General features: G+C 29.8%; 17 protein-coding genes. 16 read left to right on the top strand and 1 reads right to left on the bottom strand.

Going from position 1 to position 16734, the window contains the following annotated elements:
- Positions 1–2 precede the first annotated feature (2 nt).
- The 16 genes from miaA to ACTTAV_RS06130 all read left to right on the top strand — a co-directional run bounded on the left by miaA (position 3) and on the right by ACTTAV_RS06130 (position 16485).
- On the top strand, positions 3–911 hold the full coding sequence (gene miaA / locus ACTTAV_RS06205; RefSeq protein ID WP_440670939.1) for a tRNA (adenosine(37)-N6)-dimethylallyltransferase MiaA: 909 nt from the start codon (positions 3–5) through the stop codon (positions 909–911).
- 53 nt (positions 912–964) lie between these two features.
- Entirely contained in the window at positions 965–2731 is a 1767-nt protein-coding gene (locus ACTTAV_RS06200) for an acetolactate synthase 3 large subunit (protein WP_440670938.1), read from the top strand.
- Between the two features lie 2 nt (positions 2732–2733).
- A complete protein-coding gene (ilvN, locus tag ACTTAV_RS06195) occupies positions 2734–3282 on the top strand; it encodes an acetolactate synthase small subunit (RefSeq protein WP_440670936.1) in 549 nt (182 codons plus the stop codon).
- Between the two features lie 16 nt (positions 3283–3298).
- The gene (gene ilvC, locus ACTTAV_RS06190) at positions 3299–4321 is read left to right on the top strand and encodes a ketol-acid reductoisomerase (protein WP_440670934.1); all 1023 of its coding nucleotides are present in this window, start codon (positions 3299–3301) and stop codon (positions 4319–4321) included.
- Positions 4322–4399: 78 nt separating this feature from the next.
- Positions 4400–5974, top strand: coding sequence for a 2-isopropylmalate synthase (locus tag ACTTAV_RS06185; protein WP_440670932.1), 1575 nt, complete (start codon positions 4400–4402; stop codon positions 5972–5974).
- On the top strand, positions 5975–7009 hold the full coding sequence (locus ACTTAV_RS06180) for a rod shape-determining protein (protein ID WP_440670931.1): 1035 nt from the start codon (positions 5975–5977) through the stop codon (positions 7007–7009).
- A 5-nt stretch (positions 7010–7014) separates the two neighbouring features.
- The gene (gene mreC, locus ACTTAV_RS06175; protein WP_440670930.1) at positions 7015–8241 is read left to right on the top strand and encodes a rod shape-determining protein MreC; all 1227 of its coding nucleotides are present in this window, start codon (positions 7015–7017) and stop codon (positions 8239–8241) included.
- A complete protein-coding gene (locus ACTTAV_RS06170; RefSeq protein WP_440670929.1) occupies positions 8241–8747 on the top strand; it encodes a rod shape-determining protein MreD in 507 nt (168 codons plus the stop codon). Before mreC ends, ACTTAV_RS06170 begins: the two co-directional genes overlap by 1 nt.
- Entirely contained in the window at positions 8740–10614 is a 1875-nt protein-coding gene (mrdA, locus tag ACTTAV_RS06165; protein WP_440670928.1) for a penicillin-binding protein 2, read from the top strand. Before ACTTAV_RS06170 ends, mrdA begins: the two co-directional genes overlap by 8 nt.
- A complete protein-coding gene (rodA, locus tag ACTTAV_RS06160; RefSeq protein WP_440670926.1) occupies positions 10615–11742 on the top strand; it encodes a rod shape-determining protein RodA in 1128 nt (375 codons plus the stop codon).
- A 49-nt stretch (positions 11743–11791) separates the two neighbouring features.
- Positions 11792–13033, top strand: a complete 1242-nt coding sequence (locus ACTTAV_RS06155; protein ID WP_440670925.1) for an NAD(P)/FAD-dependent oxidoreductase — start codon at positions 11792–11794, stop codon at positions 13031–13033.
- Positions 13034–13036: 3 nt separating this feature from the next.
- Positions 13037–13930, top strand: a complete 894-nt coding sequence (locus ACTTAV_RS06150) for a DMT family transporter (RefSeq protein ID WP_440670924.1) — start codon at positions 13037–13039, stop codon at positions 13928–13930.
- Positions 13923–14873, top strand: a complete 951-nt coding sequence (locus ACTTAV_RS06145) for a D-2-hydroxyacid dehydrogenase family protein (RefSeq protein ID WP_440670923.1) — start codon at positions 13923–13925, stop codon at positions 14871–14873. The genes ACTTAV_RS06150 and ACTTAV_RS06145 overlap by 8 nt, the downstream gene beginning before the upstream one ends.
- A gap of 2 nt (positions 14874–14875) precedes the next feature.
- On the top strand, positions 14876–15769 hold the full coding sequence (locus tag ACTTAV_RS06140) for a histone deacetylase family protein (RefSeq protein WP_440670922.1): 894 nt from the start codon (positions 14876–14878) through the stop codon (positions 15767–15769).
- A 3-nt stretch (positions 15770–15772) separates the two neighbouring features.
- Positions 15773–16144, top strand: coding sequence for a peptide-methionine (R)-S-oxide reductase MsrB (gene msrB / locus ACTTAV_RS06135; RefSeq protein ID WP_440670920.1), 372 nt, complete (start codon positions 15773–15775; stop codon positions 16142–16144).
- Positions 16144–16485, top strand: coding sequence for a hypothetical protein (locus ACTTAV_RS06130; protein ID WP_440670919.1), 342 nt, complete (start codon positions 16144–16146; stop codon positions 16483–16485). The genes msrB and ACTTAV_RS06130 overlap by 1 nt, the downstream gene beginning before the upstream one ends.
- Here ACTTAV_RS06130 and grxC read toward each other — a convergent pair.
- Positions 16477–16731, bottom strand: a complete 255-nt coding sequence (gene grxC / locus ACTTAV_RS06125) for a glutaredoxin 3 (protein ID WP_440670917.1) — start codon at positions 16729–16731, stop codon at positions 16477–16479. The two genes, ACTTAV_RS06130 and grxC, sit on opposite strands and share 9 nt — an antisense overlap.
- Positions 16732–16734: the final 3 nt, after the last annotated feature.

The following is a 16734-nucleotide window of genomic DNA, read 5'->3' as shown; positions in this document are numbered from 1 at the left end:
CCATGGATTTAAGATCCAAAATTGTTCTTATATATGGACCGACTGCATCTGGAAAATCTAATTTTGCAATCAAACTTGCAAAAAAAATTAATGGTGAAATCGTAAATGCTGACAGCATGCAGGTATATAAAGAATTAAAAATCTTATCAGCTAGACCTTTAAAAAAAGAATATAGTAACATTAAACATCATTTATATGGATTTCAAAGTGTAAAAAAAAATTTTTCTACAGGAGATTGGTTAAAATTAGTTAATGAAAAAATTTTAGATATAAAAAAAAGAAAAAAAACACCAATTTTAGTTGGAGGAACTGGATTATATTTTAAAGCATTGACAGAAGGTCTGGTAAATATTCCAAATATTCCAATTAAATTTAGAACTTCAGTAAGATCATTGCACAAAAAACTTGGATCAAAAAAGTTTTTTTTAAAGTTAATAAAATTAGATCCATTATCAAAAAAATATTTGAATTTTACAGATACACAAAGAGTTATTCGTTCTTATGAGGTTAAATCATTTACAAAAAAATCTATCTTTGATTGGTTTAAAAGTACAAAATCAGAATATGAAAATAATGACTTTTATAAAATTTATATAGATTACCCAAGAGCTGATCTGATAAAGCAAATAAATTATCGAACTCAAAATATGATTAAAAATGGTGCCATTTTAGAAGTTAAAAAATTTATTAAATTGAAAGTTCCAAAGCTTAGAACACCCTCGAAGGCTATAGGGATCAAAGAAATTCGAGAGTATCTTGATAAAAAGTCTGAGATGTTGGAGCTTATTGAAAAAATATCAATAAAGACAAGGCAATACGCTAAAAGACAATCTACATGGGGTAGAGGCAATATGCTGGATTGGAAGAAAATAAAGTCAGACAGTCTAAATAAATTTTTAAAAAAAATTTAGATATCTTGTAGTAATTCTTGACCAATAAGCACAACTTCAGCTAGATTGCATGAATGTCAAAATTATTAACAGGTGCTGAAATAGTATTCAAATGTCTTGAGGATCAGGATGTTGAGTTTATTTTTGGATATCCTGGCGGAGCAGTTTTACCAATTTATGATGAATTAAAAAATCATAATTCAATTAAACATATTTTAGTAAGACATGAACAAGGTGCGGGACATGCAGCCGAAGGTTATGCTCGTTCATCTGGTAAACCAGGTGTAGTTTTAGTAACATCAGGACCTGGTGCTACTAATGTAGTAACAGCATTAACAGATGCTTACATGGATTCCGTTCCATTAGTTTGTATTTCAGGTCAGGTGCCAACACATTTAATTGGTACGGACGCTTTTCAGGAATGTGATACGACAGGTATTACAAGACCATGTACAAAACATAATTGGCTTGTAAAAGATATTAAAGATTTGTCAAAAACCATTCATGAAGCTTTTAGAGTTGCAACTACAGGAAGACCTGGACCTGTTTTAGTTGATATACCTAAAGATATTCAATTTGCAAAAATAAGTTATTCAAAACCTAAAGCAGAAAAAAAATTAAACGGAAAGTCATTAAATCATTTTTCACAAAAAGATATTGATGAGTTAATTAATTTGATGAATAAATCTAAAAAACCAATAATTTATTCTGGCGGTGGAGTGATTAATTCAGGCCCAGAGGCAAGTGAGGTCTTAAGAGAGTTGGTTGAGATGACTGGTTTTCCAATAACTTCAACTTTACAAGGACTTGGAGCTTACCCAGGTGATGATAGTCAATTTTTAGGAATGCTAGGTATGCACGGAACTTATGAAGCAAATAATGCGATGCATGATTGTGATTTATTAATAAATATTGGTGCTAGATTTGATGATAGAATAACAGGAAAAATTGATGAGTTTTCTCCAAACTCAAAAAAAATTCATATTGATATTGACCCTTCATCTATAAACAAAATTATTAAAGTAGATTTAGCATTAGTTGGAGATGTTAAGGAAGTACTTAAGGTGATAAATAAAACTTTGAAAAAGAAAAATATTGATTTGAAAAGATCAAACAAACAAAAAATTTCTAAGTGGTGGGAACAAATCCAAAAATGGAGAACAAAAAATTCATTACACTTTAAAAACAGTGATGAAACGATAAAACCACAACATGCAGTTCAAAGACTTTACGAAATTACAAAAGATAAAGACACATTTATTACGACAGAAGTAGGTCAGCATCAAATGTGGGCGGCGCAACACTATAAATTTAATAAACCCAATCGATGGATGACTTCAGGAGGATTGGGAACAATGGGTTATGGTTTGCCAGCAGCAGTGGGAGTACAAATAGCTCATCCAAAAAAATTAGTTATAGATATTGCTGGAGAAGCTTCAGTTTTGATGACTATGCAAGAGATGTCAACTGCAGTTCAATATAACTTACCAATTAAAATTTTTATTTTGAACAATCAATACATGGGAATGGTTAGACAATGGCAAGAATTATTACATGAAAAGAACTACTCAGAAAGTTATTCAGAAGCCTTACCTGATTTTATTAAAATGGCTGAGGCCTATGGATGTAAAGGAATTAAAGCTGATAAACCAAATGAATTAGATGCAAAAATAAAAGAAATGATTGATTTTGATGGACCAGTAATTTTTGATTGTAGAGTGGATCCAAATGAGAATTGTTTTCCAATGATTCCATCAGGCAAACCTCATAACCAAATGATACTTGGACCCAATGAAAAAGAAGAAAATAAAATTACGGGCAAAGGTAAAGCGCTAGTTTAGTTATGGCAAATCCGAAATCAGCATACAGTGTTTCGTCAAAAAAAGAAAAATCAGATACACATATAATTGTTGTTTGGGTAGATAACGAAGCTGGTGTTTTAGCAAGAGTTGTGGGGTTATTTTCAGGAAGAGGTTATAATATCGAGTCTTTAGCAGTTGCTGAAGTTGATGCAAAAAGAAATATATCAAGGATAACAATTGTTACTACTGGAACACCTCAGGTAATAGATCAGATAAAGTTACAATTAAAGAAACTTGTTCCTGTACATAAAGTAGCTGATTTTAAAAGAAATGATAAAAGTGTAATTTTTAAAGAAATGGCTTTATTTAAAGTTGTAGGAAACTCAAGTAAAATTAAAAAAGCTATTAATGCTTGTAAAAAGTACAATGCTGTAATATTGGATAAAACAAAAAAATCAAATGTTATTCAAATTACTGCATTAAGAAGAGAAATAGATAAAATGGCAAAAAATTTAAAAAAATTTGGTTTAGTAAGCATATCTAGGACTGGAGCAGTCGCAATGACGAGGGGAGATAAAATTTTTAATTAATAGTAAGGAGAAAATTATGAAAATGTTTTACGAAAAAGATACAGATGTTAATCTTATTAAAGATAAAAAAATCGCTATTTTTGGTTATGGAAGTCAAGGACATGCTCACGCATTAAATCTAAGGGATAGCGGTGTAAAAGAAGTTGTAGTTGCATTAAGAGAAGGATCCTCAAGTATACCAAAAGCAGAGTCTAAAGGTTTAAAAGTTATGAATTTATCTGATGCAGCTGAATGGGCAGATGTTGTTATGATTCTAACACCTGATGAACTACAGGCATCTATTTATAAGAATCATATTGAACAAAGAGTAAGAGAAGGTACATCGATTGCTTTTGCTCATGGGTTAAATGTTCATTATGATTTAATCAAAGCTAGAAAAGATCTTGACGTTTTTATGGTCGCTCCGAAAGGACCAGGACATTTAGTAAGAAGTGAGTATGAAAAAGGTGGTGGAGTACCATGTTTATTTGCAGTTCATCAAAATGGTTCTGGTAAAGCAAGAGATCTTGCAATGTCTTATGCTTCTGCAGTCGGAGGTGGAAGATCTGGAATTATAGAAACTACTTTTAAAGATGAGGTTGAAACAGATTTATTTGGCGAACAAACTGTTCTTTGTGGTGGGCTTGTTGAACTAATTAAAAATGGTTATGAAACTTTAGTAGAAGCAGGATATGAGCCGGAGATGGCTTACTTTGAAACTGTCCACGAAGTTAAATTGATTGTTGATCTAATATATGAAGGTGGAATAGCAAATATGAATTATTCTATTTCAAACACAGCTGAATATGGAGAATACGAGTCTGGACCAAGGGTAGTAAATAAAGAGGAAACTAAGAAAAGGATGAAAGAAGTTTTAGAAGATATTCAATCAGGAAAATTCACAAAGCAATGGATGGAAGAATGTAAAAATGGACAAAAAAACTTTCTTGCAACTCGAGCAAAATTAGCTGAGCATCCAGTTGAAAAAGTTGGTGCAAATTTGAGAGCTATGATGCCTTGGATTGGTAAAAAAAAGTTAGTTGATAGTGATAAGGGCTAATTTAATCTATAAATTCTCACAAACATTTTGCAATTTCTAATAGAGATTGTAATATAGATTTTCCAAAAATTTATAATTATGGCAAAAAAAGATAAGGTTTTTATATTTGATACAACAATGCGTGATGGTGAGCAATCTCCAGGTGCATCGATGAGTCTTGAAGAAAAAATTCAAATTTCAAGAGTATTTGATGAATTGGGTATTGATATCATCGAAGCAGGTTTTCCAATTGCATCCCCAGGAGATTTTGAAGCGGTATCAGCAATTAGTAAAGTTTTAAAAAAATCGATTCCATGTGGATTAGCTAGACACTCAAAAAAAGATATAGACAGATGTTATGAAGCATTAAAACATGCTCCAAGATTTAGAATACATACATTTATATCTACCAGCCCACTTCATATGAAGCACAAGCTAAATAAAACTCCAGAACAAGTTTATGATTCCATTAAAGAACATGTGACATACGCTAGAAATTTAACTGATGATGTTGAATGGTCATGTGAAGATGGAACAAGAACTGATATGGATTATATGTGTAAAACTGTTGAACTTGCCATTAAATCTGGAGCTAAAACAATTAATATACCAGACACAGTTGGATACACAGTTCCATCTGAATTTACAAAAATTATTGAAACATTATTAAACAAAGTCCCTAATATAGATAAAGCTATTTTATCTACACATTGTCATAATGATTTAGGTTTAGCTGTAGCAAATTCATTAGCAGGAGTACAAGCAGGAGCTAGACAAATTGAGTGTACAATAAACGGTATTGGTGAAAGAGCTGGTAATGCAGCTTTAGAGGAAGTTGTAATGGCAATTAGAACAAGAAATGATTTAATGCCTTATGAAACAGGAATTAATACAACATTATTAAGTAAAGCTTCTAAACTGGTATCCAATGTAACAGGGTTCCCAGTGCAATATAATAAAGCAATTGTTGGTAAAAATGCTTTTGCTCATGAGTCAGGAATTCATCAAGATGGAATGCTTAAAAATAGAAATACATACGAGATTATGACACCTGAAAGTGTTGGAGTAAAACAAACATCTTTAGTAATGGGAAAACATTCTGGCAGACATGCTTTTAAAGATAAATTAGTTAGTCTAGGTTATGCTGACTTGACAGATGATGTAATAGAAAATGCATTTGGAAAATTTAAAATTTTGGCAGATAAAAAAAAACATATATATGATGAAGATATTATTGCATTAGTTGATGATAGTTTAGTAATTGATAATAAAGCTAATAAAATTGTACTAAAATCTTTAAAAGTCTTTGCTGGAACTGGAGAGCCTCAAAAAGCTGAGATGAAATTAGATATAGATGGTCAAATTAAATCAGCATCTGAAACAGGAGATGGACCTGTTGATGCTATTTTCAAATGTATTAAAAATTTATATCCGCACGATGTTAACTTGCAGCTATACCAAGTGCATGCAGTAACGGAAGGAACCGACGCCCAAGCGACAGTAAGTGTTCGTATTGAGGAAAATGGCAAAACAACAGTTGGCCAAGCAGCAGATACGGATACATTAGTCGCCTCAGCAAATGCATACATTGCTGCTTTGAATAAGATGATTATTAAAAGAGACAAAACAGCTCCAATGATGGAGCAAGAAAAAGAGAGAGTTAGAGGAATTTAAATGGGATTATTTGATAAAATTAAAAAAGTTTGGAGCCAAGACATGGCTATTGATTTGGGAACTGCTAACACATTAGTTGTTGTAAAAGGACAAGGGGTAGTTTTAAATGAACCGTCTGTTGTTGCAATTGTAGATCAAGGTGGAAAAAAACAAGTATTAGCAGTAGGTGATGAAGCAAAAACGATGTTAGGAAGAACTCCCGGTAATATTCAAGCTATAAGACCCTTAAGAGATGGTGTGATTGCTGACTTTATTGTTACTGAAGAAATGATTAAACATTTTATTAAAAAAGTTCATAAAGGAAGCACTTTTGCAAATCCTAGAATTTTAATTTGTGTTCCAACTGGCTCAACACCAGTTGAAAGAAAAGCTATTCAAGATAGTGCTTTAGCTGCGGGAGCAAGAAGAGTTCAATTGATTGAAGAACCGATTGCGGCTGCTATTGGTGCTAATCTTCCAATCTCTGAAGCAACTGGTTCAATGGTAGTTGATATTGGTGGTGGTACAAGTGAGATTGCAGTAATGTCTTTAGGAGGCTTAGTTTATTCAAAATCATTAAGAGTAGCAGGCGATGCTATGGACGCTGCAATGGTAAATTATATGAGGAAAGAATATAATTTAATGATAGGTGATAGTACTGCTGAAAAGATTAAAAAAGAAATTGGAACAGCAATTCCAACTAACAATAATACTTATGCAGTAAAAGGAAGAGATTTAAGATCAGGAACTCCTAAGGAAGTTAACATTACAGAGGAAGATACAGCAGAAGCTTTAAATGATATTTTAAAAGAAATGGTAAATGGAATTAAAGATGCATTAGAAAGCACACCTCCAGAGTTATCAGCAGATTTAGTTGATATGGGTTTAACATTAACTGGTGGTGGAGCATTATTGAAAAATATAGACAGAAGGTTTTCTAAAGAAACAGGTTTACCAGTTCATATAGCAGATGATCCTTTATCTTGTGTTGCTGTTGGAACAGGAAAAGCTTTAGATCAAGAACAAACATTCTCGACTATGTTGACTGAATATTAAGAGTAATGGCCTCAAGCAGAGATGACTTTATAATAGCTATTCGATCTGCTTTTTTAAAAAAAAGTACTCAACAAAAGTTTTCATTACTAACTTTAGTTTTTATATCAATATTTATTATTTTATTATCTAGTTTAGATTTCAGGATAGTAAGATATTTAAAAATTGCAATTAGTGAAGTTGTTTATAGATCTTCCTTTGTTGTATCCATCCCTGAAAATTTAATCAAAAACACTTTTTTAGATGTAACAGAATATACAACTTTTTATAACAAATATAAAAAAATTGAAGATGAATTTGAAAATCTTAAATCAAATTATGTATCTAGTGAAATAACACAATACGAAAATAAAGAATTAAAAGAACTAATAAATGATTATGTGTCAAGTTCAGACAAGGTGCTGGCAAAAATTATTGTTGATCACAATAGTCCCTTTTTAAAAAGTATAATAATTAACAAAGGGAGCAAAGATAATATTAAAATAGGAACAAATATATATGATCAAGCTTATTTGGTAGGAAGAGTAATTGAAGTTAATTTTAAAACTTCAAGAGTTCTTTTGTTATCTGATTTAAATTCAAATGTTCCAGTAACCATAGCACCACAAAATATTCAGGCAATTGTTACAGGTGCAGGGGATGATTATGGACAAATTCAATACATTAAGGCAGGTCTCAAAGAAGAATTAATTGGAGATAGTATAGTTTATACATCTGGCACTGGTGCAATATTTAAGAGTGGCATTCCAATTGGTAAATTAAGATCTTTAGAAGACGGTTCGTCCACTAAATACACTGTAGAGTTTTACAGTGATTTTTCCCAACTTAAATATGTCTTTGCTGAAGTCGTCACCAAAACAGATATAATTCAAAATGGGAATAATGTAGATGAAAATGATAATAACACTAACAATACATTAGAAGCTAAATTAAAGATTTTAGAAGATGAATTAAAAATTATTGAGGAATCTAATCTTAAATTTAAAGAAGAAAACGAAGGTCTAAGAAATGAAATTAATAACCTTAGTAATAGGATTTTGAATTTAAATGATGAGATTTCCACTCAAGAAAAAACTATAAGCCAATTTGATATAGATAAAAATGAATTGGAATTTTTAAGATTGAATTTAGACTACGGACACAAATGTAGAAAATCATTTTTTAATAACAAAGGTTATATTGTTGGAAGTGAAGAATACAAAAGTTGTGTTTTAAATAAAGGGAGATTAAATTGATGGCTAGTTTAACTTCTAAAGGAACATTTTCAAAAATTTACTCTTGGCTTCCTATATTAATTTTATTTGTATCTGTACTTAACGAATTTGATTTTAATTATCTAAATCTTGAATATTTTTCTTTTAATTTTCCTTTCATTTTGATTTTTTTCTTTAGCTTAAAAGATTTTAAACATTTTGATTATTTCTTAGTATTTATGGCTGGATTAATAAATGACACAGTGGTTGGTTTACCGTTAGGAATTAGTAGTTTGTCTTATATGATTATTTGTATTTCAACATCTTATTTAAGGAATATAACAATTAGACCACATCCAATTAAAGATTGGTTTTTTTTCTTATTTATAATTAGTCTTATAAACTCAATTAATTATTCAATATTAACTTTATTTTTTTCTTACACTTTAATTTTAGAAAATTACTTAATTAATAATTTTTTTACTTTTTTATTTTATATAGTTTTTTTCAATATCTTTAAATATTACTTAAAAGGTGTAAATGATTAATTCTTCGAGTGATAATGTAAAAAAAATTGGCTCAATCAATAGAAGAATGTTTATTACTGGTTCTTTAAAATTTTTGATAATGATTGGTCTAGTCAGTAGATTATTTTTTCTACAAGTTAAAGAAAATAAAAAATATTTAACTCTTTCAGACAAAAACAGAATTAGGGAGTGGAAGTTAGCACCTGTAAGAGGAGAGTTTCATGATTATTTTGGAAATGTAATTGCAGGTAATTTTGAGGCTTATCAGCTTCATGTCATTCCTGAACAGGTAGAGGATTTTAGGTATGTAATTTATAGGTTGAAAGATTTGTTAGAATTATCAGAAAAAGAATTTCAGAAAGTATTAAAGAAGAAAAATGAAATAAAACCATGGGAAACATTAATTGTTGCAGACAACTTAAGTTGGAATAAGTTTTCAAAAATTAACAATCATCTTTATGATTTAAATGGTGTTAAGCCAGTTATATCTATTTCTCGAAATTATCCTTATGGAGATAATTTTACTCATGTACTTGGATATGTAAGTCAGGCAAATGAAAAAGATATTGAAACTAATGAATCAATAAAGAAAAATTTTGTTCCAGGATTAAAAATTGGAAAAGTAGGATTAGAAAAATCTTATGAAAAAGACTTAATAGGAACAAATGATATTGAGAGATACGAAGTAAACGCTTATGGAAGAAGGATTAGTCAACTAGAGTTTCAAAAGGGTGAAAAAGGAAAAACGCTTAAATTAACTTTAGATGTAGAGGTTCAAAAATTAGCAAATGAATTACTTAAAGATCAAGCTGGCTCAATTTGTGTAATGGATATTTTTACTGGAGAAGTAATTGCTATGCATTCCTCACCTTCTTTTGATCCAAATTTATTTGTTTTTGGAATTAGTAAAGATGATTGGCAGATTATACGAAATGATTCAATGAAACCTTTAGTAAACAAAACTTTGCAAGGAAATTATTCTCCAGGCTCAACAATCAAACCAATTGTAGCTTTATCAGCATTAGAAAATGGAATTATAAATACAAATTTTACCGTCAAGTGCACTGGTAAGACTGAGATGTACGGACAAACTTATCATTGTTGGAAAAAAGAGGGACATGGATTCGTAAGTCTTAGAAACGCAATGAAACAATCTTGTGATACTTATTTTTATGAAATAGCAAGAAAACTTGGTGTAGACAAACTAAGTCAAACAGCAAAAAAATTTGGTTTAGGAGAGAAGGTATTTGGGGATTTATTTGACATTGAAAAAAAAGGTTTAATTCCAAACACAGAATGGAAAAAAAATGCTTTAGGAAAAGGCTGGTTGTTAGGAGAAACAATGATTACAGGTATAGGTCAAGGTTACATCCAAACTACTCCAATACAATTATGTTTAATGACCGCACAAATTGCTAATGGAGGATATAAGATTTATCCAAAAATAATTGCTAATGAAGAAAATAAAAATCAACCAGATGATAAATTCACTCCCTTGTATGAAAATTCTAAAAACATAAAGATTGTTCAGGATGCAATGTTTGGATCCACAAATGAAGTGATGGGAACGTCATACAGATCAAGAATTGATGATTTGAAATATCAATTTGCAGGCAAAACTGGAACAGCGCAGGTAAAAAAAATTACAGAAAGAGATAGGGAACTTGATTTAAAAACTTTTGAAATACCATATGAGGAAAGGGATCATGCGCTTTATATAGCATATGGTCCATATATTAATCCAAGATACGCACTAAGCGTTTTGGTTGAGCATGGAGGAAATGGAAGTACGACAGCTGCTCCGATGGCAAAGAAATTATTCAAATTAATAATCGATCGACATACATTAAGACAAACGATTAATAAAAAGAAATATTTGGAGATTTAAATGTATCAACACACAAGATTAAGTAATAATAATTTTGGTTTTTTTCAAAAATTCAAAAATTTTGATTACATATTGTTATCTTGTATTTTGTTATTAGGTTTTATTAGTTTAGCAACGATGTATTCTACAGACGGTGGAAAAATACTTTTTCATACCAAAAGTCATTTTACTAAATTAATTACATTTACCATTATGATGATAATAATTTCATTTATTAATATTAAGTTTTGGTTTTCGATTGGTTATCTTTCTTATCTTGCAGTTGTGGGTTTATTGATTTGGACATTTTTATTTGGGATTACATCATCTGGCTCTCAAAGATGGATTGATTTATATTTTATTAATTTACAACCTTCTGAGTTGATGAAGATTTTTATAATTTTGTGTCTTGCTAAATATTTTCATCGAATGAAATTAGAAAATGTAAATTCAATTTATACAATTTTAACATCGTTGATAATTATCTTATTGCCAATGGGTTTAGTAATTGTTCAACCTGACTTAGGAACTTCATTACTTATTGCTATCAGTGGTATTGCAGTATTATGGTTTGCTGGAATAAACAATAGATATTTTATTTACACAATGTTGGGATTTGTTATTTCTCTTCCTTTTATAATTGCTTTTTTAAAACCATATCAAAAATTAAGAGTCCTAACTTTTTTAAATCCAGACCGCGATCCATTGGGTGCGGGTTATCAAATTATTCAGTCTAAAATAGCTGTAGGTTCGGGAGGAATTTTTGGCAAAGGTTTTTTAAAAGGAACACAAAGTTATTTAGAATTTTTACCAGAAAAACACACAGATTTTATTTTCACCCTTTTTTCTGAAGAGTTTGGTTTTGTCGGTTCAGTAATACTTCTATTGATTTATGCAATCATTATTTATCGAATTATTGCAATAGGAGCATCGTCAAGAAGTTTTTTTGGAAAAATTTTCTGCTACAGTTTCGGAGCTGCAATTTTTGTCTATATAACAATTAATATGAGTATGGTTCTCGGTTTGCTGCCTATAGTTGGCTCACCATTACCAATTATGTCTTATGGCGGTTCTTCCATGTTAGCAACAATGATCGGATTTGGTATAGTAATGAGTGCAAGAGTTCACAATCAACAAGCAATTGCTTAAGTATAATTTGTCACCTAAATTATTTTAAAAAAAAATTATATACAAAGTTATGAAGAATAATTTAAAAATAGGTATAGTTGGGGCTGGTATTCAAGGAATTTCAAATGCTTTGTTTCTTCAAAAAAAAGGTTTTGATGTAACAGTTTTTGATAGGGAAGAGCCAGGAAGTCCAGCGGCATCCTATGGAAATGCTGGTCATTTTTCTCCTTATGCATCTTTATCATTAAATAGAACTGATGTGCTTGCAGATGTTCCTGCAATGTTAATGAGTTCAACAGGTCCTCTGGCTCTCAAGTGGAACTATGTGCCAAAAATGATACCTTGGTTTATTAAGTTTATTTTGAATACTTCAAAAAATAAAATGATGCATACCGCTAAAAATATGCATCAAATTTTAGATTTAGCATTACCAGCATACGATGAGTTATTTGATGAAATTAATCTTGATGGACTAGTTGAAAATAAAGGCATACTTTATATTTGGAATGATAAAGATTTAAAAAGTCGTGAATTAGAAATTAGAGTACGTGATGAACTGGGTGTTAAACAACAATTAGTAAATAAAGATGAAATTCATGATTTAGAACCACACATAAAACAATTTTACCATGGTGGTGTTTATTATCCATATGCAAGACATGCACGAAATCCAAGAAAGATTCTTTTAAAGTTTTTCGAATTATTTTTAAAAAAAGGCGGAACATTCTATAAATTAGATATTCAAAATATAAAATTTGATGGAGATAAGCCTATTTTGATCTCTGAAAATGAAAGTTATAATTTTGATAAAATTGTAATTGCATGTGGTGCTTTTTCAAAAAAACTTACCGATAAACTAGATGAAAAGATACCTCTTGATACTGAGAGAGGATATCATGTGCACTTCAAAAATTGTGATCACCTATTAAGTAGGCCAGTAATATTTTCCAACAGAGGTTTTGGGATTACTCCAATGGAGCAAGGTTTAAGAGTCGTTGGCACTGTTGAATTTGGAGGTTTAAAAAATCCTTTATCAAAATCGAGAATAAATAATTTAATTAATAATGCAAAATATATGTTGGGAGATTTACCAGATCACGAAGATGAATGGTTAGGTTTTAGACCAACACTCCCAGACTTTTTGCCAGTCATGGGACCATCAAAAAATCATAAAAATGTATTTTATTGCTTTGGTCATCATCATTTAGGATGGACTTTGGGACCAATATCTGGAAAGATTGTTTCTGGAATGATAGCTAAAGAAAACACTAATTTAAATTTAGATCCTTATAGCTCAATAAGATTTAATTAATTCATGCAAAATATCAAAGCATATGTGATGCTGGTATGTGCATCCTTATTTTGGGCTGGTAATTTTATGGTAGGTAAGTACGCATTTCTTACAGAAATTCCTCCTTTATCTTTAGTATTTTATCGTTGGTCACTTGTTTGGATTATATTGTTACCTTTTACTATTAAGGAAATCATTAAATACAAAGACACGATATTAAAAAATTTACCTTTATTATTTTTTTTGGGATTAACAAGTGTTGGTTTATTTAATTCTTTTACATATCTATCTTTAATCCATACTCAGGTCATTAATGCTTCTCTTTTTAATGCAGCTATCCCAGCTATAATAATTTTACTTTGTTTTTTATTTAAAATTGAAAAAACAAACAAATTTCAGATTTTAGGTCTTATTATTTCAGTAGGTGGTATTCTTGCAATAGTCACTAAACTCAAACTAGACATTTTACTCTCACTAAGTTTTAACAAAGGGGATTTAATAATGATAGGAGGTGTCATAACTTGGGGTGTCTATTCAACTCTTTTAAAGAAAAAGAAATTTACTTTACCGCTATTAACTTTAGTCCATATTATTTGTACTTTTGGTTTAATTAGTGTTTTTCCACAATATTTGTATGAGCTATCAAATGGACAAGTGATAAGGTTTGATACTAATTTAGTTTATACTTTATTTTTTTTAGCTCTTTTTCCAAGTATAGGGTCATATTATTGTTGGGCAGGAGCAGTTTCTGTTATTGGTGCTAATAGGGCTGGAATTTCATTATCTTTAATACCTTTGTTTAGCTCTATTATGGCTATATTAATTTATAATGAAACATTTCAATTTTTTCATTTGATTGGAGCGATTTTAATTATATTAGGTTTATTTTTATCAAATAAAGAAATTAAAAATGCTTAAAGTTGCAATTTTAGACGATTATCAAAATGTTTCTCAGCAGTTTGTTGATTTAGAAAAATTATCTGGAAAGTATGAATTTAAAATTTTTAGTGAACCATTTATTGATGAAGCAGACGCAATTGAACAACTGTCAGATTTTGAAGCTTTATTGATAATGAGAGAAAGAACAGCAATGACCGAAAATTTAATTAATAATTTGAATAAATTAAAATTTATAATTACTAGTGGTTCAAGAAATAAAGCAATTAATTTAGAAGCTGCAAAAAAAAGAAAAATTATTGTATGTGGTACTGAAATTAATATTCATCCTACACCAGAATTGACCTGGGCTTTAATCTTAGGTTTAGCAAGAAATTTAAAAGAAGAGATTGATAACATGTATCAAGGATACTGGCAAACAACCGTTGGTGTTGAACTTAAAGGAAAAATTTTAGGATTAATTGGTCTTGGTCGGGTGGGTTCACAAGTGGCTAAAATTGGAAAAGCATTTGGCATGCAGGTAATGGCTTGGAGTGAAAATCTAGATTTAAATAAATGTAAAGAATTAGATGTCTTGCCTTGCAGTAAAGATGATCTTTTAACAAATTCAGATTTTTTATCTATTCATGTTCAAGGAGGAGAAAGATACAAAGATTGTATTACATTAAAAGAATTGGATAAAATGAAAAAGTCAGCTTTTTTAATAAATACTTCCAGAGGTCCAATTGTAAATGAGGATGACTTGATCATAGCTTTATCCACAAATGAAATAGCAGGGGCAGGATTAGATGTTTTTGAAAAAGAGCCTTTACCAGAAAATAATAAATTAAGATTTTTACCTAATGCTCTTCTTACTCCTCATATTGGTTATGTGACGACAGAAAATTATAGTATTTTTTATAATCAGATGGTTGAAGCTTTAGAGGCTTGTGTAAAAGGTAAACCTATTCGTGTTATTGAATAAAAATGGATCTACCTGTAGTAAACCATAAAGATTATTTTGCAAAAATAGGTGATGATCATAAATTTCCAATTAATAAATTTGGAGAACTTGCAAATTATTTAATAGAAAAAAAGATAGTTAAAAAGTTTCACAATCCATATCCCTGTTCTGATGAGACGTTAAAAAGAGCTCATTCTGAAAAGTATATAAAAAATATTAAAGATAAAACTTTAGATCAAAATACTATTAAAAAAATTGGTTTTCCTTTAGTTGATAGTGTTGTTCAAAGATCTTTAGTGGCAACAGGTGGAACAGTTTTAGCATCTAAACTTGCAATAAAATATGGAGTTGCATGTAATACAGCAGGAGGAAGCCATCATGCAAATTTTGATGGAGGAGCAGGATATTGTGTTTTCAACGATGTAGCAGTCGCAGCTCAATATTTACTTGATAGAGGTTTGGCAGGAAGAATTTTAATTGTCGATCTTGATGTTCATCAGGGAAATGGTAATGCGGATATATTCAAAGATAATAGAAATGTTTTTACTTTTAGTATGCATTCAAAATCGAATTATCCGGCAAAAAAATCTATAAGCGATCTTGATGTTGAACTAGAGGATAATTTGGAAGACGTACAATATATAAAGATACTAAAGTTTTATTTAAATCAATTAAATCAAGAAAACTTTGATTATGTTTTTTATATTGCTGGTGTTGATATTCATTTTAATGATCGTTTAGGTAAATTAAAAATTTCTGATGAAGGAATTAGAAAAAGAGATGAAATTGTTACAGAAAATTTTTTTTCTAAAGGTATTCCTATTTGTGGTGTTTTAGGTGGTGGTTACAATAAAGATTTTGAAAAACTTGTCGAATTACACTCTTTTTTGCATCAATCATGTGCTAAATTACTTTAATTAATGAGTAAAAAAAATCCAAACCTTTCAGCTGAACAAAAGTTAGTAATGTTTGAAGATGGAACTGAGCCACCAGGAACAAGTGAACTTAATAATGAAAAACGTGAGGGAAGTTATCACTGTGCTAACTGTGGAACAAAATTATTTGATTCTAAAACAAAATATGAAAGTGGATCAGGTTGGCCATCTTTTTTTCAATCATTACCAGATGTTTTTGAAACTAAAACTGATCATTTATTAGGTTATGCACGAACAGAATATCATTGTAAGAATTGTGATGCACATCATGGTCATATTTTTGATGATGGACCACAACCAACAGGCAAAAGATATTGTAATAATGGTGTTTGTTTAGTTTTTAAACCAAAAAACTAATGTTAATTAAGTTTATAAGTTTTTTAATTGGAGTTATATGGTCATATTCAATTATAAAAACACAATCAGTTTTTAGTAAAAAAGCTGGCATTATTTTTAAAATTTTTATTACAAAAGTTTCTTGGCTAACTTTAATTGCGGCTTGTTACTTTGGTTACAAAAATTTTTCTATTAAACTTACTGTAATTAGTATTATTATAGCTATTCTAATAGTAAATATTGGATTTTATTTTTTAAAAAAATTTATTAATCAAAAATTTAATGAAAAACAAATCTTAATATTTAAAAAATTTTTTGAATATACTTTAATTTTTTGGGTTATTTATTACGTTCTATTTTAAAAGGTCTTGTAATTTATTTTCTTTTTCTAAAGCTCTAACTTCATCGTAACCACCAATATGTTGATCATCAAAAAATATTTGTGGAATTGTTCTTTTTCCGTTGGCTTTCTTAATCATTTCATCCATTGCACCATCAACAGTTGCAATATTAATTTCATTATAAGGAGCATTGTTTCTAGCTAATAATCTTTTAGCTGCATCACAATAATTACAAAGTGGACCAGTATAAATTGTAATTTTTTTCATAAA

The sequence above is a fragment of the Candidatus Pelagibacter sp. HIMB1483 genome (assembly GCF_052048135.1).
Classification (GTDB): Bacteria; Pseudomonadota; Alphaproteobacteria; order Pelagibacterales; family Pelagibacteraceae; genus Pelagibacter.
Note: the sequence above shows the minus strand (reverse complement) of the source record. Positions and strands in the feature narration are given on the sequence as shown.

Excerpts from the sequence above, each read along its gene's own strand:
- miaA (WP_440670939.1), top strand. The coding sequence starts at position 3 with ATGGATTTAAGATCCAAAATTGTTCTTATATATGGACCGACTGCATCT.
- ACTTAV_RS06200 (WP_440670938.1), top strand. The coding sequence starts at position 965 with ATGTCAAAATTATTAACAGGTGCTGAAATAGTATTCAAATGTCTTGAG.
- ilvN (WP_440670936.1), top strand. The coding sequence starts at position 2,734 with ATGGCAAATCCGAAATCAGCATACAGTGTTTCGTCAAAAAAAGAAAAA.
- ilvC (WP_440670934.1), top strand. The coding sequence starts at position 3,299 with ATGAAAATGTTTTACGAAAAAGATACAGATGTTAATCTTATTAAAGAT.
- ACTTAV_RS06185 (WP_440670932.1), top strand. The coding sequence starts at position 4,400 with ATGGCAAAAAAAGATAAGGTTTTTATATTTGATACAACAATGCGTGAT.
- ACTTAV_RS06180 (WP_440670931.1), top strand. The coding sequence starts at position 5,975 with ATGGGATTATTTGATAAAATTAAAAAAGTTTGGAGCCAAGACATGGCT.
- mreC (WP_440670930.1), top strand. The coding sequence starts at position 7,015 with ATGGCCTCAAGCAGAGATGACTTTATAATAGCTATTCGATCTGCTTTT.
- ACTTAV_RS06170 (WP_440670929.1), top strand. The coding sequence starts at position 8,241 with ATGGCTAGTTTAACTTCTAAAGGAACATTTTCAAAAATTTACTCTTGG.
- mrdA (WP_440670928.1), top strand. The coding sequence starts at position 8,740 with ATGATTAATTCTTCGAGTGATAATGTAAAAAAAATTGGCTCAATCAAT.
- rodA (WP_440670926.1), top strand. The coding sequence starts at position 10,615 with ATGTATCAACACACAAGATTAAGTAATAATAATTTTGGTTTTTTTCAA.
- ACTTAV_RS06155 (WP_440670925.1), top strand. The coding sequence starts at position 11,792 with ATGAAGAATAATTTAAAAATAGGTATAGTTGGGGCTGGTATTCAAGGA.
- ACTTAV_RS06150 (WP_440670924.1), top strand. The coding sequence starts at position 13,037 with ATGCAAAATATCAAAGCATATGTGATGCTGGTATGTGCATCCTTATTT.
- ACTTAV_RS06145 (WP_440670923.1), top strand. The coding sequence starts at position 13,923 with ATGCTTAAAGTTGCAATTTTAGACGATTATCAAAATGTTTCTCAGCAG.
- ACTTAV_RS06140 (WP_440670922.1), top strand. The coding sequence starts at position 14,876 with ATGGATCTACCTGTAGTAAACCATAAAGATTATTTTGCAAAAATAGGT.
- msrB (WP_440670920.1), top strand. The coding sequence starts at position 15,773 with ATGAGTAAAAAAAATCCAAACCTTTCAGCTGAACAAAAGTTAGTAATG.
- ACTTAV_RS06130 (WP_440670919.1), top strand. The coding sequence starts at position 16,144 with ATGTTAATTAAGTTTATAAGTTTTTTAATTGGAGTTATATGGTCATAT.
- grxC (WP_440670917.1), bottom strand. The coding sequence starts at position 16,731 with ATGAAAAAAATTACAATTTATACTGGTCCACTTTGTAATTATTGTGAT.